This is a genomic window from Anabaena catenula FACHB-362 (assembly GCF_014698735.1).
Lineage (GTDB): Bacteria > Cyanobacteriota > Cyanobacteriia > Cyanobacteriales > Nostocaceae > Anabaena > Anabaena variabilis_A.
This window is the reverse complement of the sequence record NZ_JACJTQ010000012.1, coordinates 13,991-39,222: the sequence shown is the minus strand read 5'-3', so window position 1 is coordinate 39,222 and position 25,232 is coordinate 13,991. Positions and strand designations below refer to the sequence as shown.

The 25,232-nt window shown below is 37.8% G+C and carries 13 protein-coding genes; 3 read left to right on the top strand and 10 right to left on the bottom strand.

Translation table 11 applies throughout. The features are described 5' to 3' along the window. Window positions 1-140: 140 nt before the first annotated feature. A complete protein-coding gene (locus H6G68_RS10080; RefSeq protein WP_190906522.1) occupies window positions 141-1,799 on the bottom strand; it encodes a phage tail sheath family protein in 1,659 nt (552 codons plus the stop codon). A gap of 521 nt (window positions 1,800-2,320) precedes the next feature. Between H6G68_RS10080 and H6G68_RS10075 the strand changes: the two genes are divergently transcribed. Then, entirely contained in the window at window positions 2,321-3,658 is a 1,338-nt protein-coding gene (locus tag H6G68_RS10075) for a Pvc16 family protein (protein WP_190906521.1), read from the top strand. A gap of 204 nt (window positions 3,659-3,862) precedes the next feature. Here H6G68_RS10075 and H6G68_RS10070 read toward each other — a convergent pair whose 3' ends face one another. The 8 genes from H6G68_RS10070 to H6G68_RS10035 all read right to left on the bottom strand — a co-directional run bounded on the left by H6G68_RS10070 (window position 3,863) and on the right by H6G68_RS10035 (window position 17,969). Further along, window positions 3,863-4,867 carry an eCIS core domain-containing protein gene (locus H6G68_RS10070; RefSeq protein ID WP_199332562.1) on the bottom strand — a complete coding sequence of 335 codons (1,005 nt, stop codon included), beginning with the start codon at window positions 4,865-4,867 and terminating at the stop codon, window positions 3,863-3,865. Window positions 4,868-5,189: 322 nt separating this feature from the next. After that, window positions 5,190-6,323: a glycosyltransferase gene (locus H6G68_RS10065; protein ID WP_190906520.1), complete on the bottom strand. Its 1,134-nt coding sequence runs from the start codon at window positions 6,321-6,323 to the stop codon at window positions 5,190-5,192. 49 nt (window positions 6,324-6,372) lie between these two features. Continuing rightward, on the bottom strand, window positions 6,373-8,373 hold the full coding sequence (locus H6G68_RS10060) for an ATP-binding protein (RefSeq protein WP_190906519.1): 2,001 nt from the start codon (window positions 8,371-8,373) through the stop codon (window positions 6,373-6,375). A gap of 59 nt (window positions 8,374-8,432) precedes the next feature. Next, on the bottom strand, window positions 8,433-11,240 hold the full coding sequence (locus tag H6G68_RS10055; protein ID WP_190906518.1) for a hypothetical protein: 2,808 nt from the start codon (window positions 11,238-11,240) through the stop codon (window positions 8,433-8,435). Continuing rightward, window positions 11,224-13,596 (bottom strand): WD40 repeat domain-containing protein, encoded by a 2,373-nt coding sequence (locus tag H6G68_RS10050; RefSeq protein ID WP_190906517.1) that lies wholly within the window; start codon window positions 13,594-13,596, stop codon window positions 11,224-11,226. Before H6G68_RS10050 ends, H6G68_RS10055 begins: the two co-directional genes overlap by 17 nt. A gap of 163 nt (window positions 13,597-13,759) precedes the next feature. Further along, on the bottom strand, window positions 13,760-14,941 hold the full coding sequence (locus H6G68_RS10045; RefSeq protein WP_190906516.1) for a DUF4159 domain-containing protein: 1,182 nt from the start codon (window positions 14,939-14,941) through the stop codon (window positions 13,760-13,762). 333 nt (window positions 14,942-15,274) lie between these two features. Further along, a complete protein-coding gene (locus H6G68_RS10040; RefSeq protein ID WP_190906515.1) occupies window positions 15,275-16,387 on the bottom strand; it encodes a DUF1822 family protein in 1,113 nt (370 codons plus the stop codon). 70 nt (window positions 16,388-16,457) lie between these two features. Next, the gene (locus H6G68_RS10035) at window positions 16,458-17,969 is read right to left on the bottom strand and encodes a hypothetical protein (RefSeq protein WP_190906514.1); all 1,512 of its coding nucleotides are present in this window, start codon (window positions 17,967-17,969) and stop codon (window positions 16,458-16,460) included. 657 nt (window positions 17,970-18,626) lie between these two features. Here H6G68_RS10035 and H6G68_RS10030 point away from each other — a divergent pair. Both H6G68_RS10030 and H6G68_RS10025 read left to right on the top strand, forming a co-directional pair. Then, entirely contained in the window at window positions 18,627-19,118 is a 492-nt protein-coding gene (locus tag H6G68_RS10030) for a CAP domain-containing protein (protein ID WP_190906513.1), read from the top strand. Between the two features lie 168 nt (window positions 19,119-19,286). Beyond that, window positions 19,287-20,423, top strand: coding sequence for a LysM peptidoglycan-binding domain-containing protein (locus H6G68_RS10025; RefSeq protein ID WP_242045211.1), 1,137 nt, complete (start codon window positions 19,287-19,289; stop codon window positions 20,421-20,423). A 98-nt stretch (window positions 20,424-20,521) separates the two neighbouring features. Here the strand turns inward: H6G68_RS10025 and H6G68_RS10020 are convergent, their stop codons facing one another. Next, window positions 20,522-25,219 carry an nSTAND1 domain-containing NTPase gene (locus tag H6G68_RS10020; protein ID WP_190906512.1) on the bottom strand — a complete coding sequence of 1,566 codons (4,698 nt, stop codon included), beginning with the start codon at window positions 25,217-25,219 and terminating at the stop codon, window positions 20,522-20,524. Between the last annotated feature and the right edge of the window lie 13 nt (window positions 25,220-25,232).

Here is a 25,232-nt window from a genome sequence, read left to right as displayed (position 1 = left end):
ATTTTTTCAAAAATTAAATATGATTCCTATAATTACTAAATTCACATCTTGCATATTCTTAATTGCCATTACCAAATTTAACTAGATGACTAGCTATTGGGGTTAATAGTAACTAATGAGAATATTCAGGATGAATGGTTTTATTCGTCTTCTTGACCAGTCCATTGACTAATACGGAAAATGACAAATTCTGCTGGTCGGACGGGACAAACACCAACTTCCACATACAACCGACCCAAAATCATGGTTTCAGGTGTGTTAATTGTTTCGTCACATTTGACATAAAATGCTTGTTCGGGTGTGCCTCCGAATAATGCACCTTCCCTCCACAGTCGTTCTAAAAAGTTACTGATGGTGCGCCGCACTCTTGCCCATAAGTCTTGATCGTTTGGCTCGAATACAACCCACTGAGTACCTAATTCGATAGATTTTTCGATATAGCTCATCAAACGACGAACGCTGATATAGCGCCATTCTGTTTTTTCTGGTTCTACTAAAGTTCTTGCACCCCAGATTTTGATTCCTCTACCGGGGAAGGTACGGATACAATTAATGCCTTGGGGGTTCAATAATTCTTGTTCGCGGAAGTTACAGTCATAAGCTAAACCGATGACACCGCGAGGAGTTTCGTTAGCTGGTGCTTTGTATACACCTCTGGTTTCATCGGTGCGTGACCACACGCCCATCATGTGACCACAGGGAGGGACAAAAATTGGTTTACCGTTTTTGCGGGGATTGGCAACTTTCAGCCAGGGATAGTACAAAGCCGCGAACATGGAGCGACGTTGAAAGTCATTCAGTAACCAGCTGCTGACGTGCTGGGGTTTGACTTTATCTGGTGGTGCATCTAAAACTACCATGCGGTTGGGTGGATTTGGCGTTGAGTTTTCGCACAAACCAACCATCAATTCCATAATGCCGTGGACTTGATCTTGATCTAGCAGTTCAGCTTGATAGGCTCGCATCAAGTCAGGACAGGCAATAATGGTCACTTCATCAATCTCAAATAGCCCTTGAATTCCTTTGCGGTCATTGCGATCGCCTTGTACATACCGCGCCAAATTTTCTTGGGTAGGTAATATAGGAGGAGGACTGACCTCAAATTGCCCATCTAAAGGACGACGGACTAGGGGGAGTCCTGTTTGTGTGAGGTCAACCACATTAACATACTGTGACTCTTGCAGCGCTGTTACTGCATAGGTTCCTATCTCTTCCTGAACCTCGCGGTTCATGGTGAGATTGTCAAACCTTTCTAGTTGTTCTCCATCCCGCTTGACTCTGAGTGTGAAAAACTCCGCAGGTACTGGGACTGGAGCATTGGGGTCAGACGGTGTGTTGGTTTTCGGCTCTCCTGGGAGAATTTCTACATTGACTGCACCCTGTTGTGCTTCTTCTGGTTTGAGGCTAAATTGCAAAGATTGGCGCTTTCCAGAAGTTTTGAGGGTCAGTGCAGTAGAGTCAGGACTGGGTTGAGTAGTTTCTTCGGCTGGTTTTGGTAGTTGCGTACCAATACTAACCACCCAACAGCGAGCGCCCCCATTTAAAAACCAGCCGTTGACGGCAAAAGGTAAATAAGCGTCAAAGTCTGTATAACCATCGGAATTTTCCCTAGCAAAATATTCTAGATACTGATCCCAGGTAGTAACCAACATCGGCTTACCGATTTCAGCACCATTGCGTATTGCTTCGGAAAAACCAATAAATGCGCCAATATTGGTTTGCACCCCTTCTATGGGGCGACTACCACGGTCAACCTCTTCGACGTATACACCAGGAGCAAAGTAATCAAGTCTGCCCATATTATGGTCGTCCTTAAATGGAATTATCCAGGTAGTACGGATGGCATCTTATTGGTGTAATACATAGACACACCCAAAATCTAAGTTGCTTTATTTCCGAGTTAAATGTCTCACCAGTGGAACAAGGTAGGAGGAGAAAACCTCAAGACCTCAGTCTGGGTATAATTTCTAGATATTTTTGACATCTTCCACTAGTTAGACTATTACTACTTAAGTGGTAATAGATGTTGGTGAATTTTACTTATGCAGTTGCTCAGGAAAAATTATTTTTTATCTGCATGAGTCCAATTTTTGGAAATCTATATACAGATAGGACTTACGCAAAAACTCTTCCAAATTCTTACTCCGACCTTTCCTCTGTGTTCTCTGCGGTTAGTTATTCCGTGACTTATGCGTAAGTCCTAACAGAGTCAGTTGCTAGTTAGGTAAGACGTGACCAGAAATCATGGTTGTAAATTTTTATTACCGATTTCGTGCCAGAAAATTACCAATTAACAAAATAGCCATCAACGCCAAAGATTATGAGTAATTACCTAGCGATCGCCACTGTAACCGCAACTTTACGCAGGATTATACAGTCTACCATCCAAGTAGATGTACCCGGAGCAAGAGTCACTACAGTTCGTCCAGAAACTTCGGGAAGTAAAACCCCAGAGGTGGGAGTAAATATTTTTTTGTACCAAGCTACCCCCAATCCGGCTTGGCGAAATCATGATTTACGCAGCCGTCGTCCAAAAGGAGAATTAATCAAACACGCACAAGCTGGATTAGACCTCTATTATTTAATGAGCTTTTATGGTAATGAAGTTGAGTTGGAACCACAACGCCTACTAGGTAGCACTGTGCGTACTATTGTTGACTATCCGATCATCACACCAGAAATGATTCGAGAGACAGTCAATAACCCGACTTATAGTTATTTGGCAGATTCCACCCTAGAGCAACAAGTGGAACGAGTGACTATTCTTCCCAGCATGATGGATATCGAAGAATTATCAAAAATCTGGTCAGTATTATTCCAGACTCCCTATGCCTTATCTTTTGCTTGTCAGGGTAGTGCCGTATTAATAGAAGGTAACAAAACCAGTGGTAGAGCCTTACCAGTCCGGCGGGTGGAATTTTACACAACTCCCAACCAGCCGCAAATTTTGCAAGTAGCGTCAGAAACTGGGGCTAATCAACCAATTTTAACTAGTAGTAATATTATTATTCGTGGTCAGCATTTAGACGGTGATACTGATTCGGCTTCATTACGGGAATCTTCTAGACAAACAATGCGGGAATCAGTTCCCCAGGCGCTGCGCGATCGCATTCAAATTAGAATTGGTGATGCCAAACTCGCACCATCAAAGATTAGTGAAAACGAAATCCGTTTAGAGTTATCTGCTTTACCAACAGAACAAGTCCGTTACCTCAGAGCCGGGGTACAAAGCTTACAAATATTACATACAATTCCCAAAAGATTGCGATTTGAACCAGAACTAGCAATTGGTTCTAATGTCATGCCTTTCGTGTTGTGTCCGACATTGATGGAAATAGAAGTACAAGAACTAGAAGACAACCGCGATGGATTTTATACAGCCCAACTCAGAGTGGAAGTTGATTTAATCGTTGGTACTGCCCAACGAGTTTTAATGTTTTTAAACGAACGCGCATCAAATCCGGCATCATATATCTTTATTGCCAAGTCTCGTAGTGAAGAGACAAATGAGGTGATATTTCCCATCTACGAAGTTAAAGGGGGACAATATTTAGTGCGAGTGCAAATAGATGGTGCGGAAAGTCCCTTAGAGGTAGATACAAATCCCGACAGCAATACGTTAGAGCAGTATGTTAGCCCAATAGTAATGATTGGGTAGCGCGTAATTCTTAATTCGTGAATTATCTTGTTCCCAGTCTCTGACTGGGAATACTATCACAGAGGCTCTGCCTCTACAGTTATTAATAGCACAGCTTGGCGTTAGGCAGAGCCTTCTAGAATTCATTCCCATACAGAGTATGGGAACGAGAAAACGAGAAATAACTCTACTGGCGTGACTTGCCAATACTATGCAGTAAACCGCTTAATAACATTCCATCATAGGAGGCATCATAGGCATTCGAGGAGGCATCATCGACATTGGAGGCGGCATCATAGGCATTCGAGGAGGCATCATCGACATTGGAGGCGGCATCATAGGCATTGGAGGCGGCATCATAGGCATTGGAGGCGGCATCATGCCACCGCCCCCGCCCCCAGCACCACCACCACCACCGCCTGTAATTGTTCTGAAGAGGCTGTCACCCATTCCTCCGCCAATGCCACCAAGTAGACCACCTAATAATAGCGGCAGAAAGCACTGAACGGGTTGGGTGCTGTTTTGGATTGGTGATGAACTACTTGCCATACCTCCTGCTGCACCGGGAACTTGAGCGACTTCACCCCGTGCTGCTTTTGCTCCCATTTGATCTGCCTCATTTTCTAGGGATGGGTCAGCATTGATAGGTGCGCCTTTACTTTGGGTAGGTACTGCCACTCTTCCGGCTCTCTGCTGCACAACATGAGTGAGTTCATGTCCTAACAATGACTGTCCTGATGGACTTTGGGGGTTATATTGTCCGGGGGCAAAGTGAATGTTGCTTCCTTGGGTATAGGCTAAAGCTCCAATTGACTTGGCTTGGATGCTATCAGTGTGGATATTCACATCAGAGAAACTCGTCCCGAATGAGTTTTCCATTTTTGCCCTGACTCCCCCAGGTATGGAGTTACCAGAACTAGGGGTAGGGGATGCAGCCTGACGTTGGATGGAAGGTTGAGAGCTTTGCTCAGACTTCATCTGTCCAGCTTCTTCATGTTCTTCTTGACGTTGAATAGCCTGAGTTGCTGGTTCTGCGGCTTTGGTTTGCATTGCGGTCATTTGGCTCATGTTATGACCAAAGCGTGTGGCTCGACTCAATTGAGTTTTCAAGTCGGGAGAGGCTTTATCTGATTTTGACTGGACTGTAAAGCCTTGACTGGCAAACCCACTATGCGATGATTTCGCTGCGGGGTTGTTCGCCATCGGTTTTTTTTGAATTTGCTTTTGCATATTGGTAACTTTCTCTTTTTAGGAGAGGTAGTTGCTGTGATTTTTCTGAGTAAAACAGAGGATTGTTACTGCTGTTTTAAGGTAAAAAGAGCATGAGAAATGGGGGTTCTCTGGCTCTAATTAAGAAGTTGTAGTCTTTACTATTGCCATACGTCATAATTAGTAAGTTTGGGATAAATTTATGGAAAAATTTTGCTAAAAATTAATGCGCTAATCACTTACACATTTCCTCTTGTCTAAAGCTTTGAAAGCAATTATTGTGATTGCACTTCATCCTCATTCACTTAATATAGGTCAAGGGAGAAATTATTCCCTTCAACAATCAGTTCACCGTGTTATTGCTCTCATCTGTTATCCATTTGATATGAGGATTCCACGGTCCGTTTGCTTGTTCATGCACCTGATCTAGATCGAGATCTTGTTTAGCAAAGGCTCTTATCACATCGGAAGGGCCATTAGTTACGCTGCTTTGATTTAGATTTTTAGCCGCTATACCGGAAACTGTTTTCATCATTTCTGTTCCGGGTCGAGTAGCAATAAAGTGATTGCCAATCTGATATGTACTAAAACTGTTATTAATAGCTGCCAAATTGCTTGGTGAATCACTCGGTTGTAATGGATCGTATCCTAAACTTATTGCATCTTGCTGAGTCCGAAATCCTGGACCTAGAAGTGGAACTTCCCCCACTGGATCTCGATGCGTTAATGGATTTGATAGATCAACCCTTCCAGGGTTAATATCTACGTCGGCATACACACCGCCTTGACGGTATAAATGTGTATAGCGGGCTAGGTCAGACATATATGGCAGTACAGATGTATCACCTGTTTGTAGTAGTTGTTTTCGCAAGTTGAAATAAGCCATATCACTTTCTTGATTCATCAAGCCAATATGCGCCATATCCTGGACATTAATTCCTTGTGCCTTTAGAAATTCAAGGTTTTGTGGTAATCCTGGATTATTAAAATGATTGTTTACTTTTGAGTCTGTCCACAGCGTTTGACTCCATGCATTAGTTTGTGCTTTTTCTTGCCAAGCTATTAAGTTTTGAAGAGCGTCTTGAGTTAAATTTCCTCCTGCCCAAAAATGGTGTAGTCTTTGAGGTATCTGGTATTGTTGTTGTTGCTGACCTACCTGAAGTTGGTGAGCTTGCTCTTCTGTTGTCACTGAATTAGTCGCAAATAAACTTGAAGATTGCCCTGTTTGAGTAGTTCTGCTAGTTCTCGCTGCTTGAATTGGTTGTGAGGCTGAAATACTTGTAGGCTGCATCCTATCCAAATTATGCCCATACCTCTCAGCCCGTATCAAAGAAGTATTAAAATCAGGCTTTTTTACCTTCCCCCCCAGTTTCCCCTGTACTGCAAACGATCGCCCCTCAAACATCCCCGAAGTTAGAGCTAAAGTTTCACCTTGACTTTTTTTATTCTTAGTAAGTTGTCGGCTTCCCATAGACATATTCCTCTTATTAATAAGTAAAACAAAAATTCACTGCCACAAAAATCAATCAAACCCAACCTTTAATCTCCGCATCCGTCAACGCCCGTTCTAATTTTATATACTCACTCATCGTAGCTTGTAAAACGTACTTCATTGTCACCACTTCTCCGGCATCAGCCGCTAAAAATGCTGTGTTGAGTGCAATATTGCGAATATTTCCTCCTGCTACATTTAACTGTGCCAACCTCTGAAAATCCAATCCTTCTGTTGGTGTATCTTTGGGAAAAACCCTACGCCAAATTTCTGCCCTTGTGGCCGCATCTGGAAAGGGAAACTGCACCACAAAACGAATACGGCGCAAAAATGCCTGATCCAAAGAATCCTTAAGATTAGTAGTTAAAACCGACAAACCCCGATAAGTTTCCATACGTTGTAATAAATAACTTACTTCTACATTGGCATGACGATCATGGGAATCTTTTACTTCTGTACGTTTACCAAACAAAGCATCAGCTTCATCAAAAAGTAAAACCACTCCTCCTAATTCAGCAGCATCAAATACCCGCCGCAGATTTTTTTCTGTCTCCCCAATATACTTACTCACCACCGCACTCAAATCAATGCGATATATATCTAGTCGCAATTCCCGTGCTAACACTTCTGCTGCTGTGGTTTTACCTGTACCACTAACACCAGCTAATAAAGAACTAATTCCCAAACCTCTACCGCTTTTGTTGCCAAAACCCCAACGTTGATAAACTTTTGTTCTTTGTTGAACATGAGAAGCTATTTCTTTGAGGACTTTCATTTGTGGTTCTGGTAATACTAAATCATCCCAGTTTGCATTTGATTCAATTCGTTCTGCTAAGTCGTCTAATTTGGGTCTGGCTTGGGCGCGGCAAGTATCCCAAAGCAGCAGGTTAAAATCTACATTATTTTGTGATTCCTGTGCCTGTTGCCACTCGCTACGAACTTGAGAACAAGCGGCTTGAATGATGGGGGCGCTGAGATTAAATTGGGATACTAAAGTATCAACTTGATCGTTTAAAGATGAGGTGTTTGTTCCTAATGCTGCTTGCCAAACTTGATATTGTTCGTTGCTGGTGGGGCGTTCAATATCAAAGGCTAACATAGCTCTCAGTCTAGCTCGTTTGCGATCGCTCGTTGTGATCATCACCGGAGAACGCAGCCATTCACACAAATGGGCAATAGCCGCTTCCCTGGCTGTATCTGCTGTTTCTAAATCATCACAATCTATTAACAATACACTGTTACTTAATGCCACTTCTCGCTCCCAAAGTAACTTAAACTGATTTAATTCAATGGGAGTAGTAGGTATACTATGGGCAGCGATAGTATATAAATTTTGTCCTAAATATTCACAAGCTAAAGCCGCAATAGGGCGTTTACTAGCTACTTCTGTTCCGCACAATTGTAATACTGGCAATTTTAATAAATCTGTAATTTCTACTGTCCAAGCAGCTACTATTTTTTCGACTAATTGTTGGTGAGATGGGACTAATTCTTCCATTATTTCTACAGGTTCTACCATCCCTAATAGGCGTGAATCTAGATGTTGCACACCCATTAAATAATGCAGTATTCTCTCGTCAATTCGTAGAGGGCTATTCATTAATCCACTGCCAGAACCAACTTCAATTAATCGCCATTTGCGTAACATTCCACTGGGACTAAAAGCACTCCAGTGCAGATTTTCTAATACCGTTATCGCTAAACCAAAGGTAGGATAGGATTTTTCTGCATCCCCACAAGCTGCACCACAAAGTACCGCAAAACTCGCATCCAGTTCTACACCAGCACACAACAATAGTAAATCGTGTTCAAAATCACTCAAACCAAAAATACTACAAAGTTCTTCTAAAGCAGATTGTTCAGAAGAAATTGCATCTAGTGTGGAAGTTTTTGATTTTGATTTTTCCCCAATTATGAATTCTTCATCTAGCAAACTAGGATCAATATGCTGCACCAAAGCCTCTCTAATTTTAGCTAGAGATGCTGTCAGATAAGCATGATTATTAGCTTGCCAATTGTTTGCTGTTATGCTCATATTTTCTATGATGCTGGGTATTTAACATGGAAATTTAGTTGTTTGTTAGTGTGAGCAAATTATATTTTAGACTCAATTCGCGGTAGCTTATCTTCTACAGGTGTAGGAATTGGAGAAATAGTTACTGCTGGAGAAGGAGTTGGTGATGGTGTAGGAATTGGAGAAATAGTTACTGCTGGAGAAGAAGTTGGTGATGGTGTAGGAATTGGTTTAGGAGTTGGGGAAATGGTTGGTGATGGTGTAGGAATTGGAGAAATAGTTTCTGTTGGTAAAGAAGTTGGTAATGCTTTAGGAGTTGGTTTAAGAGTTGGGGAAATGGTTGGTGATGGAGATGAAACTTTTGCTGGTGTTTTTTTTGCAGTCTTATTAACACAAGATGATAATTTAGAGAGACTTGTCAATGGTCCCTCTACAGTTTCAATCATCACCCCTTGAGTTTTTTGTTCCCCAGCTTTATTTGTTACTTTTAGTGTTAATAAATAAGTGCTAGGTCTTTGACTGACAGCCACAAGTAGAGAATCTTGTTGTCTATTTACATTGCCAAAAGGTAGCAATTCGACTTTAATATCTTCACCTTCTTGTACTTGCCAACCTACAGAAATTTCATTTGGTACTTTATCTTCACTGAGTTCACAAATAAAGCTGGGTGTAGTGGCAGCACTTTTACCATTGACTGTAAAAGAAAGAATATTTACAGGTGTTGGTGGAATTGGTGGGGGTGGTGGAGTTGGTGGCTTCGGCAAAATTTTGATTTTAGCTGTTTCTTTGATAATTTCTGGGTTTCCTTCTCCTATGTTAGGAATTGCTGTGACTCTAAAAGTATAGTTACCAGGCTGAATTACATTTGTCGCTATATTTCTACAAATAAGATTGTTTTTCGCTAAAAAACAGTATTTACTCAGTTCGTTAGGTAAGCTATTTTTAGATACTAAATAGCTAGTTTCAGGACTACCAATTGAACCGTCATCAGCCAAACCAATAAGTTTTATTTGTTTAATTTTATCGAAGTTACTAATTTGCCAATTCAGCAGAATAGGTGGTGATTTCAATACTGTGGGTAATTCTGAAATATTTGGTGCTGATGCGGAAATACCCAAAGCTTTTGGTAATTCTGTATTGACTTCTTGATAAGTAGAATATGTAGAAGATAATTCTGTAATTATTGGCAGAATTGACGGTTTAATAATGAAGCTATCTGTGATTTGTGTTGAGGCAATTTGTTGTAAGTTATTTTTAGGGAAAACTTCTACTTTAAAGGTGTAAGTTCCTGCTTTTTGATTGTTGGGTATTTTAATTTCGCAGTTTAAAACATTTATATTTGATTTGGGTGCGGTACTGGGTTCTGTAAAAGGTAATTTTAAACCCATTCCCGATATTAAAGAAGTATTTGATTTTGGTCGGTTTGTGGTTGAGGATTGATGATTAGTCTTACAGTCGCTATTCTCTATTTTAAACTGTTTAGTTGTTTTATCTAGTTCTAATAATAAATTTTTTCGATCAACTTCTACATTACCTTGTATACGCACTAAGGCAATTTTGCTTACTTGTTCTGGATGTTTAATTTCTAAATTAACGGGAATATCTTTTTCTTTATATTCTTGATATTCTTTGGCTTCTGTTGCCAATTTCACTACTTCAGGAGAGGGTTTTTGACTGTTGAGATATTTCAACAAAAAGAATATTCCTATAGAAGTGATCGCACCTAAGCATAATAGACATATTAGCCATAATAACCAAGCTGGACGGGGTTCCCATACTAAAGTTCCTTGGGGTAGTTGTTTAGGTAGTGCTAAATCAGGAATTTCCCCGGTTTGTGATGGTGTGTTTTCTAATTCAATATCAAAATTAAATGTTAAATCTTTTTTCCATAAATTGCGTCGCCACCATTTTTTAGGTTTTGCTTTTAAGAAAACTGTTTGCAGTTCTCCTGGTGCAAGTTGTACTTCGGGAGGTTCTAATTGATAACTAAAAATTTCCTCTAATTCATTAACAAAAATGCTAAGTTCTCGCCTAATATTACCATGATTAATTATCTCAAGTTCAAACTCTCCAGCTTCTAAGGGTACTTTGCGTTCTAAAGGAAGCAATTCTAGACTTAATCTATCATCAGGTAAAATTTGCAAATACACTACATCCAACAACACCAAATCTTCTGTGTTGCTAGAAACCAAGTTAATGGTAGGAAAATAATTGCCAGCTGGTGTATATTGTGGTGGATGCAAAATTAAAGTGATTTCACCAGCATTACCAGGATTGAGTTCTAAACCATCAGTTTCTTTAACTAATCCTGGAAGATTTAAGCTACTTTCTGGATATGATACCGTATACCATTCTTTAACTAATTCTGCACAATTTAAATAATAACGATCTACTCTTTTAGAACGATTTTCAACTTTAATTTTTAGTTCTAATTTTTCTCCGGCTTGGAGAGGTAAAGGGTTAGCAGAGGCGGTAACAGGCTGTATACTATAAACTGGTTCATTACCAAATTCAGCATCTTGATTTGAAGGTAAAATCCGCAACTGCTGAGGACGACGGAATATTTTACCAGGGTATTGAGATGCAGCTTCAACTAAAATTTCATAATTATATATGTTGGGAATTGCTTGTTGAGGTATTTGAAAATTAAATGTTATTTGTTTAGATTCTTTAGCATTGATGGTTAAAGGATTTTTTTCACTAAAAGTACACCATCTTAATAAGGGATCTGAGTTGTTATCTGTTGCAGCTATCCAGATATCCACGTCTGCTTTGATATCACCAATATTTTTGATAATGATGGTGCGTTTGATAGTAGAACCACGTCTAATATCATTGCTATTTCCCGGAATTTCTTCTATAAAGATTGGGTTATTTGCTACGGTCATTTTCTTTGCTCTCATTAACGCGATATAGATTCACATTATAGTTATCATCTCCGCTGGTTATGAGAAGATAATCTTGTAAAACTTTGATATCAACACTATTGATTTTGGCATCAGATTTCGCAACAATTTTCCTTGTTTTCAGCGATTTATTTTGTTCTTTATTTACTGTTAAATCCCAAAGCATAATCTTTCCATCATCACCTCCAGTTGTTAAGTAATTTCCATCTTCTGTTAAAGCTACTGAACGTACAGGTTGATTTCCATGACCATCATTTTTTTGATCCATAATTGCATTCTTACATGATGTAATTACAAATGAATTTATTTGATTTATTTTTGGGGAAACTTGGTTAATAGCTCGATTAATGTTTCTTCGGCGACGAGATGTTTGCAGAACGGTATTTTGGTTATTTTGAGCAGATAATTGTTTACTGGTTCGGAAACATTTATATATTTCTTTAATGCTCCATAAAGTAATATAACCTTGATTATCAGAACTCGCTAAAATATCACCAGATGTTGCTAAACTTGTGATATAATGTTGCTGTCCAAATACTGGCTTATCTCCTCTTTTCTCCCAGTCTTGCCATAGATATAGATATTTAAGTTCATATTTATTTTTATTATTCCAATCCCATACTACAAATTGATTGAACTGACCTGCTACAAAAATTAAAGGATTATTTTGTACTGTCTCATTAATAGTTAGGGCGGAAATTGTAAATTTAACATTGACATAACCTTGTGGTAATGGGTTTTTAATATATTTGATTTTTTCCCAATCCCAAATATTCACAAGTCCACTACCATGACCACTAAACAGGTAACGACCATTTTGAGTAAATACTAGATCAAAAACACGGTTATCTTTATCATTCCTTAAACTTTTGATTTCTGTATTTTTGGAAATATCCCACAATTTTACTTCGCCATTTTCTAAACCAACTGCTATTCTGTCATTATCTTTGGGACTTTGACGAATTACACGAACTGCTTTTTGAGTTTGGTTTTTTCCTGCTATCAAAGGTTGTTTATGTTTCAGCCGAAAAATGTTGATCAAAAAAGGGTTATCATCAACTTGCCAACGTCGAATAGTCTGATCGCTAGAACCACTAAATACAAGGTTGCCATTGCCAAATAAACGCACAGAATTAACATTCCCTTTATGATAAGCTTTGGGAATTAGCGAATACAATATCAACATCAGCAAAAGTAAACTTCCCCCCAAAAATTGCAGAAAAACAGGAATAATTGGTAATACCTTTAATGTCAATATTTGGGTATTGGGATCAGGAAAGATTTCTGTGCTAGGTTCTCCAGAACTGGGATGTTTTAAACTTGTTGATACTTCAAATAATAATCTTTTTCTCAACCCAAATAAAGGGCGTTTCTTTTTGGCTAATATCTGCATAATTTTAGCTTCTCCTGAAAGTAAATTTATACATTCAGGAACTGTTTGAAAATCGCATTTTTCTAGTTTTATTTCTGGAATATTAACCTTAATTTGTTGGGGTAAATTACTGGAGTTATTAAATAATAATTCATAAGTTGCTAACTGGGAGTTCTTTCTTCCTTTTCCCGGTATTGTTTTTTCCTTATCTTCACAGAGAAATTGTACAACTCCATCAGGAGTAACTTTAAAATTTCCCTGTTCTCTTGTAGTATATTGACTGGTATTTGACTTGGCCGTAATTATAAATGTATATTCTTTACTCAAGGTATCTTGCGGTGGTTGACACAAAAAACGAGTTTTCTGTACATCTCCTGGTTCTATAGTAAATGTACGTTGAGTTTTTTGATTTAACCAATCTGGATCATACAACAACCAGTCTGGATCTAATCCTCCACAAGTCAGGGTTATTTCTGAAAATTTTGAACTTAAATTATAGACGATGACAGGAATTTCAATTACTTCTTGTGGTTTAGCTTTGAGTTCTTTAACTGGTAATTCTAACCGCAAGGATCTCAAGGGCTTTTTAATAGTTAATCTGAGTTTTTGACTCGTATATAATTTCTCATATTCGACTGAAATAACTTTTAAGATTAAGTCAATGGTAGTGTCGTAAGCTGGAATGGGAACTTTGGTAATTTCAACATGAAATGTTGTTTGACTACCTGGTGGTTTTTTAGCACAAATTTCTGGCTGTACCTGATACCATTTAATCTGGTTATTTTCATCTAAACCAGGTGTGGAAAGTTCTATTTGAAAGCTGGCAAATTTATCACTTTCATTAACGACAATGACATCAAATTTGTTTTCGTCTTTGATGTTTAAATCGTCTACTGTTCCTGAGTGACCATCTGGGGTAAATTCAAGATTTTTTTTGGAAACTATAACTTGTACATTACCTGCCATAATTAAAGATAAAAAGGGAATAAATTTTGAAGCAACACATGATTTTAACTAATTCACAGGGGTAGAAATATCCGTAAAAACTTAATTATGTATCTCTTATAAAAGCGGGAGCCGCTGTTATTAATTAAGACTTAAGAATTACGAATTAAGAATTACGAATTAATTATTGTAACCACTGTGTCATTTGTCGTCGGCGCAGGGCAAAATGAAGAAAATTAATACCTAATTCTTGGGCTGTGCGAATATCATTGCGTTCAAGTTTCAAGTCATCATCTAATCCCCAAGCTGAGGAAAGTTCACCTTCGACTAAAATAATTCCTCCGGCATTGAAAATATGAAGAGTTTGTTCATTGATGCTGGGAAGTTTTGCAAATAAAAAGGGTTTTGTTCTTAAGGGATGGGTGCGGTTTAATTCCTGCCAAGATTGTAAAGGCATCTCAAAATGGTATGCAATGAGATTTTTGATATCTTCTATTAACATAGAGCTATCGCTAGGAACTTCAATGAAAATTACGCCACCTGTTTGTAAGTATTGATTGCAAGTATCTATTTGTTGTTGTTCCAGATTCAATACCTGCCAACCCGTGAGATGTATTAAGTCATATTCTGTGGGGTTTGTTTGTAAATCTATTTGTCCAACTTGTGCTGCTCCCTGTAAAGCTGGATAAAGTGTTTCTACAGATTGGATAAAATAGGAAAGGTTGTGATAATTGCGATCGCTCGTATTGAAAGCAGTCGCAATACTAACCACCGCTTCTGGTCTAGCTTTGGCTTGATAACGATAGCGGAGATCCAACTCGTTAACATCAGGAAATAACGCATCTCGCGGATTTGCTAATTGGACTTTATTCGGTTGTAACTTGATGCGACACAATTCCACTTCTTTTTCCGTCGGTGGGCTGGTTTTTTCATCAAACCGAAACCATTCTCTCATTAGGGTGGAGGTGTTTTTTTGCCCTAAATTTTGAGGTTCTACATAACTAGCAACTAAATATACCGTTAAAGTTCCAGTTGTGGGAACTGCTGTGGCAATTCTAAACTTGCGATCAATTGATGGATCAACAATAATTGGATTACCTTCTACATCAATGGCAATTCCTGCTTGAATTTCTAACCAACGCTGATCTCGAAATCTTGCCGGTGCATCACTTGGTGGAGTAATCACTCGTACACCCAAACCACAGACTATACCCGGTTCGTTGAGGGACTGGTAGTGGACATTTTGACGATGCCGATGATATTGATGCGCTAATTGCCAGCGTTCAGCGTTCATCATCAAGCTATCGTAGACATGAAGGCGCTGTAACGGGTTAATAGGTGGCGAGGAAAAAGATTGATGACCCATAAACTAATCTCACAATAAAAACACCGCAAGCTGAAGCAGTTTATACCATTTTGGATTGGGAATCCCTATCTCTGTATGGCTTGGAGTAGTTACATCTGTCGCCATCATTTTTCAAATTGGTACTTAGATGGTTTCACCAGAGGACGGCTAAAACCAAAATTCTTCATCTATATCCTTGATAGATGCCAGATAAATTAACTTATGCACTTCCTGAATTTCAGTAAATCGTAAACTTATCTGTTTAGGGGTCAGATCATCAAAGCTGACGTTTACCGTCATCCAACTGCTATAAACCTTGCTGTGTAAAATTTACAGGAATAAATTTTATATTTATTACAACAAAAATTTCTCAGTCACAACGGCATCATTGAAGCTGACTTCAACCTGAAATTGTTTACCAGGAGATTCACTAAATTCTAACTGAATGGCATTATCAGCTTTCCTGGCAGTGACTTCCTGACTTTCTGACTCCAAGGTATTGGGATTCAGGGTAACTTTTAGTTTCAAACCAGGTGGTAGATATGGTTTATCTTGAGGAAGAACTTGCACAAGGATATCTTTTTCATTATTTTCTTCCCTTTTTTGGTTGATAATTAAAGCAAAATTTTCGCCATTTAGCATTAGCCCAAAATCAAATATTTTAGTTCCTGATACTTCATAATTATTTGACTTGTTTACGCTCCTGGCAAAACCCACATCTAAGTTAATTGGCAGCGTCTTCCAAATGATTTCTGTAGATTGCCAACCTTCTGCAAAAACTCCACTTAACCAGTCATTCAGGTTTACTATTGTTTTACTAACTGCATCTTTGGCGTGATTAAGAGTCAAGACAACTGCGTTATTACCTGTAACTGTTGCAGCTAAAGGAATTGCTGCTACGTCCAAGAAACGAGCAGATAACAAAAGGTTATTTATTTCGGGGTCTAACCAAGCAAAAGGTAATAAATAACAATCATCATTCTGATTTTTTAAATGAGTCAACTGGCAATATTCAATTATTTTATCTTGACGAAAAAAACCATAAATATTTAATTTTTCCTCTTCTTCTAATACTTCTAATAAAACATAAAAATGGGGTGGTAATTTTGGTGAATTAATGAATTCTTTTGGGATAGCAATAAAATCATCAATTAGGTTATCTACAGTAATTAAACAGAGGTTAAAATACCCTAATTTTAAATTAGAAACAACATCAGTTACATTTGCATTTTCGGGGTGAAATATAGAGCAATGATCTCGACTAATCTTAATGCTTCGAGTTCTTTCGCTTACCCATTGTTCAAAGCCTAGTAATGCTAGTGCATTTAAATAAATTTTCCACTGGTGCGCTTCGTTTAAGTTATGTGCGCTAATTTTTTTAGCTTCCTCAAAATGTTCTGGTTCTAGCCAAATAAATTTGGGTGACAATTTACATCTCCAGTATTGTGAATAAACTAAGGTATTCATTATATCCAATCTCCTGCTGATTTGGTAAACTGTGATAAGTCATATTATGATGTTGATAACCGTAATTTACTTATGCTACGTTGTTAATTGAATCATTGATATAGCGGCATAAAAGTTGAGCAAATAAGCTGTTTTTACTCTTTTTCTTACCGCTTTGTATTTCTGCACGTGCTTCTAAGAAAGTTTTATTCAAGGCATAATTTCTAATTTCTTCAGCCAGGTTTTTTAAATAGTCTGGGTCGCTAGAAATTGTCTTTAACCTAGTTATTAAATCCGATGTGCTTGAAACTTTAGAAATTTCTCCAAGAAAGTTCTCTTCTGTGCGATACTGAACATTATCGAGAAGGTTTTCTAATTTAAATATACGTCTAGCTTTACACCAAGGTATTTCCCATACTTTAGCAATCTCTCCTAAAGACATATTGTCTCGGTAGTAAAGCTGCAAACCTCCATATAATTGTTGGGCAAAACTTTTGTAACCTTTGCTGTTTTTTAAATATTCAAAATGTTGAGAAATAACTTCTGCTATTGCTTGATATAAAATCTTTTCAAACAAGGCATTACACACACCTTGTAATTGCTGTAATTCAATCTCCTCTGGATCTGGGTCAGTATGATAAGGTAATTCTCGATTAGGGACATAATCATTAATTGATGTATCATAAACTTCTGTAGGTATTGTTTTCAGAATACCTGTTTTTTGGTAAAGTTTATCCTGACGCAAGATTTCGGCAATTCTTTGCAGATGATTAATGAGTTCTCTATAAGAATTCAACATCATATTTTTTTGCTGCAACAAAACCATCATTTCTTGCAGTTGGGTGATTTTTGGTTCAGAACAACGTCCTTTGTCGTTTGACTTACGTCTATCTCGACGGTAGACTGCATGAAACACCTCTACAATTTCATAGTCTCCTTTTTCAAGACGCGGTTTGATAGAATGGGGAATCTCCCTACATAATAACCCCCAATCACTGGGAGTGTGTATCCCGAATTCCCAGAGAAATAAAGTTAAATTATGATTTTGTTTTGTGAGTCTCCAAGTCCAATTATCTAAGCTTTCGCTAGAATTTAAATTAGGATTAAATGTTCGCAAAATTTCAACAGTAAATAACTCTCCTTCTTTAGCAAGTGGTTGAGTTGTGCCGTCATTATTTAATATTTGCTGAGTTTGTCCCGTACTATCGAAAATCACAAGTGTTTTACCATCATCATTTAAAACGAATGGCAGCAAATCAATATAGGTGAAAAGCAGTTCCTCAACTTTAGGTTTATGAGTTTGAGCGATTTTTTTACAGACGATAAGAATTGTCTCAGAAATATAGCATCTCAAAGAAAGTCCAGCGCAGGCGCGTTGGTAGATATCGGCAGCAGAATGAAAAATTTCCCACAGCACAGCTTGAATATGTTTGTTTTCTTCTGACGATAGTGTGGGTTTGCTGACTAATTTGGGAAAATTTATCCTAAAAAACTCCTGTGCTTGATTGATGTTCCTAACTTTGTAGCCGCCTCTTAGCTTGTTTTGTTGGACTATGGGAGAATCAATTACCTGAATTGTCCAGTATCTTGATGGAATTAGCATAGTTCCTCAAATTAGCTCGTTTTTCATCAAACATGATATCAACAACACAGATATTTCACCACAGACCGTTTTGATTAATCTTTTGGAAAGCTACATCTATATATAGATTGCAGTTTTTTGAACTTATACAGATGCTGTTGTAGGACTTACGCAAAACAGAACTAAAGTAGCGGTAATTCATGAATTACCGCTACACAGGAATAAGGTTTTCAGTCACATCTTGCGTAAGTCCTATGTTGGTTAAAATATCAGGATTCACATAGCTGAGGTATTAGTACAGAGATATTTATATAAAATAAAGTTGGTAAACAGGTTCAAGTCAGAAGTGTATAAGTAATTTTTTCCCGCATCTATCTACGAGTAGTAGAGAAGTGAATCAAAAATTTGATTCTCCTCAATAAGCTCACACAAAATCAGGATAAAAATTTATTTTTTATTCCTTGGTAAAATTTCACAGTTGTGCATTCAAATTTTGACCCACAGGATATTAAGGTGCAGTCTACATCTATGTGGACTAAATCTGGCTACCTACAGGCATAAAATATGGAGTCTTATAATAACTAATTTTTTAGTTTTTATAAGTACAGTACCATGCCCAATTTCTTTCTTGAATTTGGAAAATATTCTACCTGTCATTAGTACAAAGGAAATAAAAACATGACTAAATTCACAGTCACAACAGGCTTGCTATCTGCCGCTATTATTTTGCTTAATGTTGGTGTTGCACAACAAGCACAAGCTTCTGTTGACAACGAAGTAATTCAATTAGTTAATCAAGCTAGGTCTCAAGGGCGTGTGTGTGGTAATCAGAGATTTGCTTCTGCACGACCATTATCTGCAAATGGTAGCTTGACTCGTGCTGCACAGGTTCATAGTGCAGACATGGCTGGAAGGAGACAAATGAGTCATACAGGTTCTAATGGCAGTTCTGTTGGAAAGCGCGCAAAGCAAGCAGGATATCAATGGAGAGGTATTGCTGAGAACGTGGCTGTTGGTTACAAATCTGCAAATGCTGTAGTTCAAGGGTGGCTAAATAGTCCTGGCCATTGCAAGAACATTATGAATCCAAATTATAACGAAGGTGGTGTCAGTGCTGTTCAAGGTCGTGATAATAAGTTGTATTGGACAATGGTTTACGGTAGACGTTAAATCAATTAGCTTGCACAAGTGTACTTGTTGTTTAAGAACCTGAAAGTTGTAAATTGGTTTGAGGAAAAGTTAAAGGGTAAAGGTTTTTCTTCCTACTTTTCCCTTTCCCTCTTAACCGAGCAGTATTGGGATACACACTGTTTTTGCTCTAAATCAGGAGAACAAATCATGTCTAATTTAAAAAATTTCATGCTTTCATTACTAACCAAAAAATTAGTCCCAGGAAAAATCAGTAACATATCTGCTATTGGGCTAATAATCTTCTCGTCTTTCACTACATCATTTCTATTACCTGAATTGAGCGATGTTGTTTTGCAAAAAAGCGATTCTGTCGCACAAGCACAACAGAGTAATGAAACTCGATATACAGTGCAAGCTGGTGATTTTTTATCAAATATTGCTGAGAGATTTTATCGTGATGGTAGCGAAGCTTCCTGGAGAAGAATTTATCAGGCTAATCGGTCTGCCATTGGACCAGATCCTACTCAACTAAGGGCGGGGATGGTACTAGTTATACCTGGAATTAATCAGGCTCCGTCTACTCCTATTTCTAACCCAGGAAGTTCTCAAGGAACTCGATATACAATACAAGCTGGTGATTTTTTATCAAATATTGCTGAGAGATTTTATCGTGATGGTAGTGAAGCTTCATGGAGAAGAATTTATGAGGCTAATCGGTCTGCCATTGGACCAGATCCTACTCAACTAAAGGCTGGGATGGTACTAGTTATACCTGGAATTAATCAGTCTCAGCCCGTTACTGTTTCTCCCAGAGGAAGTTTTCAGGATATGCTACTAGCTCTGGGACGAAGGGAAACAGGACAACAAAACCCTCCTTACAATATTGAGAACCCGTTAGGTTTTATTGGCAAGTATCAATTCGGTGAAGCTCTATTAATTGACCTTGGATATTACACAGCTAATACTTACTACGGACAACCTGGTGTTGCCAAGAATTATTGGCTCGGTCAATGGACAAGAAAAAACGAAGTTGGGAGCAAGCAAGATTTTTTAAATAACAAGAAAAATGTGCAAGAAAAGGCGATTAGCGAGGCTATGAGTTTGAAATGGAGTCGTCTTAACGGGGAACTCCAACAGAGAGGAAGTTCCACTAGAGATTTTATTGGACGCAGACAAAGAGGAATAGTTATAACTAGTTCTGGACTGCTGGCTGCTGCTCATCTACGTGGGCCAAGAGCAGCTGCGGAAATGCTACTGTTTGATCGAGATAATCGGGATGAAAATGGCACTTCAATTTTTACTTACTTAAATGAATTTGGGGGATTCAGAACTCCTTTTGATTAGACATCTCTGACAATTAAATTTGCATTACCTGAAACCCTTTGTAGGGACAATTCATGAATTGTCCCTACGCTTTTTCTGGAGATGTCTATTGAATATTTTTAGTTTAAAACTCTTGTACATAAAGTGCGATCACTCTCATTTACTGTAATATTATTTTGCAGATAATCGCGCACCCAATCGCAAGCATTAACTAGTAGCTGATTAGACTGCAAATTCAAATCCCGCAGAATTAATTTTCCAGTATTGTCTGCTGATACAAGAGTCTGACCATCAGGACTAAAATCTAGACTCCAAACGGAATCATCGTGTCCTTGATAGGTTTTCAGTTCCTTACCCTCTAAACTCCAAAGTTTAACTGTTTTATCTAAACTTGCAGTGGCAATTGTTCTACCATCTGGACTAAATCTCACACGAAATACTCCGGCATTATGCCCCTCAATGGTTCTAATCAGTTTACCTTCCCGCGTCCAAAGTTTGACTGTTTTATCTTCACTAGCAGTCGCAATCATTTGGCTATCTGGCCTAAAACTGACACTATGAACTCCATCATTATGCCCCTCAAGGATTTTAGTTAATTTGCCTTCAATCGTCCAAAGTTTAACTGTTTTGTCCCAACCAGCAGATGCCATAATTTTTCCATCTGGGCTAAATATGACGCTATTAACGCCCTCCCCATCTTCATCTTCATCTTTATATTTTTTATGTGCATTAATACTTTGGATTAATTTGCCTTCCAAGTTGCGAATCTCAATAGTACCATCATGTCCAGCAGTGGCAATAGTGTTACTATCTGGGCTAAAACTTACTTGCCAAATCCATTTTTTATCATGTCCTTGAAAAGTTGTGATTTCCTTTCCTTGCCGATTCCAAAGTATGACATTTCCATCGCTAGTAGCAGTAGCAATTATTTGTCCATTGGGATTAAAATTTACATGGGTGAAAAAGTGATCGGTGCTTTTTTTAAACTTACTTTTATCCCATTCAAAAGTTTTAATTAATTCACCTGAACGCTGCCATATTTTCACAGTTTTATCTTGACTAGCGGTAGCATACTCCTTCCCATAACGGCTAAAACTAATACTATAAATCGCACCAATATGAGATTGATAGATTTGATTTTTCTTGCCTCTTAATTGCCAAATTTTAGCTGTACCATCTTTACTAGCAGTGGCCATCATTTTTCCATCTGGACTAAAACTAAGACCCCAAATCCAATCTTGATGTCCTTGGAAAGTTTGAATTTCTTCTCCAGACTCATCTCCAGATTCATTCCAAAATTTGACTGTTTTATCTGCACTGGAGGTAGCAATAAGTTTACTTTCTGGAATAAAAATCACATTAGTAACGGAATTTTTATGAGCTTTTAAGGTTTTTATTAACTTACCATCAAGGCTCCAAATTTTAGCTGTATGATCTCGACTGGCAGTAGCTATTTTCTGCCCATCTGGACTAAAATTAACACTCCAAATCCAATCTTTATGTCCATTTTTTCCATTTAAAATTTGTAGTAATTTTCCCTCTAGACTCCATAATTTAGCTGTTCCATCCTGACTAGCAGTGGCAATAGTATTACTATTGGGACTGAAATTTATCTTCAAAACAGGTTTATCATGTCCTTTGAAGGTTCTGATTAATTGACCTTTTTGAGTCCATAGTTTAATGTATCCGTTGGCATCAGCCGTAGCAATGATCTTTCCATTAGGACTAAAAATAACACTATTAACTTTTGTCTTATTCCCTGTTAGGGTAATAATTAATTGACCTTCCCATGTCCAAAGTTTAACATTTCCATCCCAACTAGCTGTGGCAATTATCTGGCCTGTGGGACTAAATTTTACACTACTGACTAAATCTTGATGTCCTTGCAGAGTTGTAATTTCTTTTCCATCCAAACCCCAAAGCTTCACAGTTTTGTCCTTACTGGCAGTAGCAATAATTTTACTATTAGGACTAAAACTAATGTCTGTTACTTCTTCTTTATGTATTTCTAATCTATTATGTTCACTAACTTTATATAATGCCTCCTGTAAAACAATATTAATCTGATTTTGAAGTTCTTTTTTTTCTTTTGGTCTATGTATTAAATTTTTGGTTACTTGCTTCAGTTTTATAGATGCTTTTAGACCTTCTATTAAGGCATCAAAATCTTGACCTGAAGCTAAAAGAGCTTTGCTTGATAAACTGATAGCTTTAATTTCATTCAAACGCGCATTTTGTGATTGAAACCAAGCTGCGCCAGCGAGTATTAAAGTTAATATTAAACCACCACTAAGTCCTGAAATAATTAGTTTTTGTCTACGTTTTTGTTGGTATTGCTGCTGTTGTTGCCGTGCTGTACTGGCTGTAATAAAATTTTGCTCAGATTGTGTTAATTGTTCTCCTCGTTGCTGATACCAATATTTTGCTATATCTAGCCGTGTTCCTTGCAATAAGGCATCGGGATTGTAATTACTTTTTTCCCAATCACGGACTTCTGGTTTGATTATTTCTTGCCAAATGCGAAATTCGCGGTTAACTTCTATCCATTCGCGCAAAGTTACCCATTCTCTAATTAATGCTTCATGAACAATTTCTACTGTTTCTATTTTCTCAATTTCATCCCATCCTGTTACCAATAAGCGTTCATCCGCTAAACGTTTTACTAAACTCCAATTTTCTTCTCTGATTTCAATGCGAGTCGCTATACGTCTGGTGTCTTCTGTTCCTTCTCCTGGACGTACTAACTGAATAAATATTCTTTCGGCTTGTTGTTTCTCATTTGTAGATAGGGATTGGAAAACTTGATCTGCTTGTTGTGCTAAAGCTTTTTCTAAACCGCCAATTTCTTGATAAGCTTGGTGAGTTAAATACCAATTTTTTTGTTTATACCAAAGCTGTGTTAGTGCAAATTCTATCAAAGGTAAACGACCGGGATGATTGTCCATATCATCAATTAGTTTGCTAGTTAATCCCTCCTCTAATTCTACTTTCATTTTTAAAGCTGGTTGTTCAATTGCCTCTTGTAATTCTTCCTTTTCCATTGGAGTTAATAACAAGGGGGTGTATTGTTGCAAAGCCTTCCCCATTGGTGGATAATCAAGGGCAATACCTAAAAAATCGGCTCGCAAGGTTAGCACTAAGGTAAAGTTAGGTGCATGATTGACTGCAAACAACAGTGCTTTTAAAAAGCTGTGACATTCGGCTTCGTTGGTAAGAGTGTAAAGTTCTTCAAATTGATCTGCTACTAATACAAAATGATGATATTTGGCAGACTTAATAATATTTCCGACAAGATGAGATAACACTTTCTCATTATGTCGCAAGTTGACTTCAAATTCAATTTCATTTAATCTGACAGCATTTTTTTCTGATACTTTTGTAGGTTTTGGTGACAAAGCATGACAATATTTACTTAATGCGATTGCCAAAGCATCAAACGGATTTTTACCTGGACGAAAATTAACTATTTCTACATTATCCGCAGTTTGTAACCGAGGAAGCAACCCTGCAAAAACCACAGAAGATTTTCCGCTACCAGATGCACCAATTATAGGTACTAGTGGATTGCTATTTACTGCTGCCAATAATTTATTAATAAACTTTTCTCTACCAAAAAAGAAATCTGCATTTTCTTGATGAAATGCAGATAAACCTTGATATGGACACTCAGGAAGTTCACCTGATAGTCCTCCCAAATCTTCCCAATTTGGTGGAGGGGATATAGTATTTTGACAAATAATTGGCAACCAGCTGACCCCCGGTAGCTGCTTTTCAATATCTTTGTGATTAGCAAGTTCTTTGAGTCTATCTCTTGCTTGTCTAACTGAATTAAATAAAGATTCTCCTTGGGAAAAAGAACTTAAAAAATACTGGAGAAATTTTTGTGCTGATTTATCAGGAACAACTTCACGCCAGACAATAATGTAGGGAAGATTTAAATCTGCTAATTGTCTGGCTAAACCTAGTCCATCACAGGAATTGAAAATTGCTAATTTTAAACCTTTATTAATTGCTGCATTGAGAGTTATTTTAATTTCTGCCAAGCTTAAACTATCATCGGGATTAATATTAACTATACCTGTTTGACCATTACCTTTAGTTTCGCTATGACCGGCAAAAAATAGGATATCATAAGCTTCTTCCCACAGGGCATTAAAATCAGAACGATTTGGTTCTGTAAGCACTATAAGTTCTGCTGCTCGTTTCTGCAATTGTTTGAGTAATTCTTGATCTATATTAGTATCAATATTGGTACTGTCTCCGAAAATACTGATAATTCTTGCTCTTCTAATTTTACTAACAGTCAATGATTGTTCAGAGGTTGTATGAGTAACATCGGAAGTGTTAAAACAAACAGCTGCTTCACAGGCAGAATTTCCAGCAAACAAATTCCATTCTTGCCAAGGTAGTCGATGTAAGATATCTTTGGTTGCTTCTGATCTAATTTTTTCTGTGTGGATAACTAGACGAATTTCGGGGTTAGGGTATGGTAGCAATACTTGCTCTAATTTTGACTGGATAGGGTAAAGCCACTGATGAAGTCGATGGCGTAAAGACTCTGCATGATCGCCACAATCTGTTTTCGATATATGAGTTATCTGGTTATTTTTAAACCCACCTCTGGAATTATTAAGTAAGGAGTAGTATTGTTCTTTCCATCGTTGATAAAAACCTGGAATTTCTTTGTCTGCGGGTAATTGAACTTCTATCTGTGTGATGTTCCCCTGTGCATTTGGTATGTTCACTTTTAGTTGAGTTTTGCCAAATCCGCGCTCAAAATTCCCATCGCCCAACTCTAAGTTTACCCATATTTCCATAAGACACCCTAGA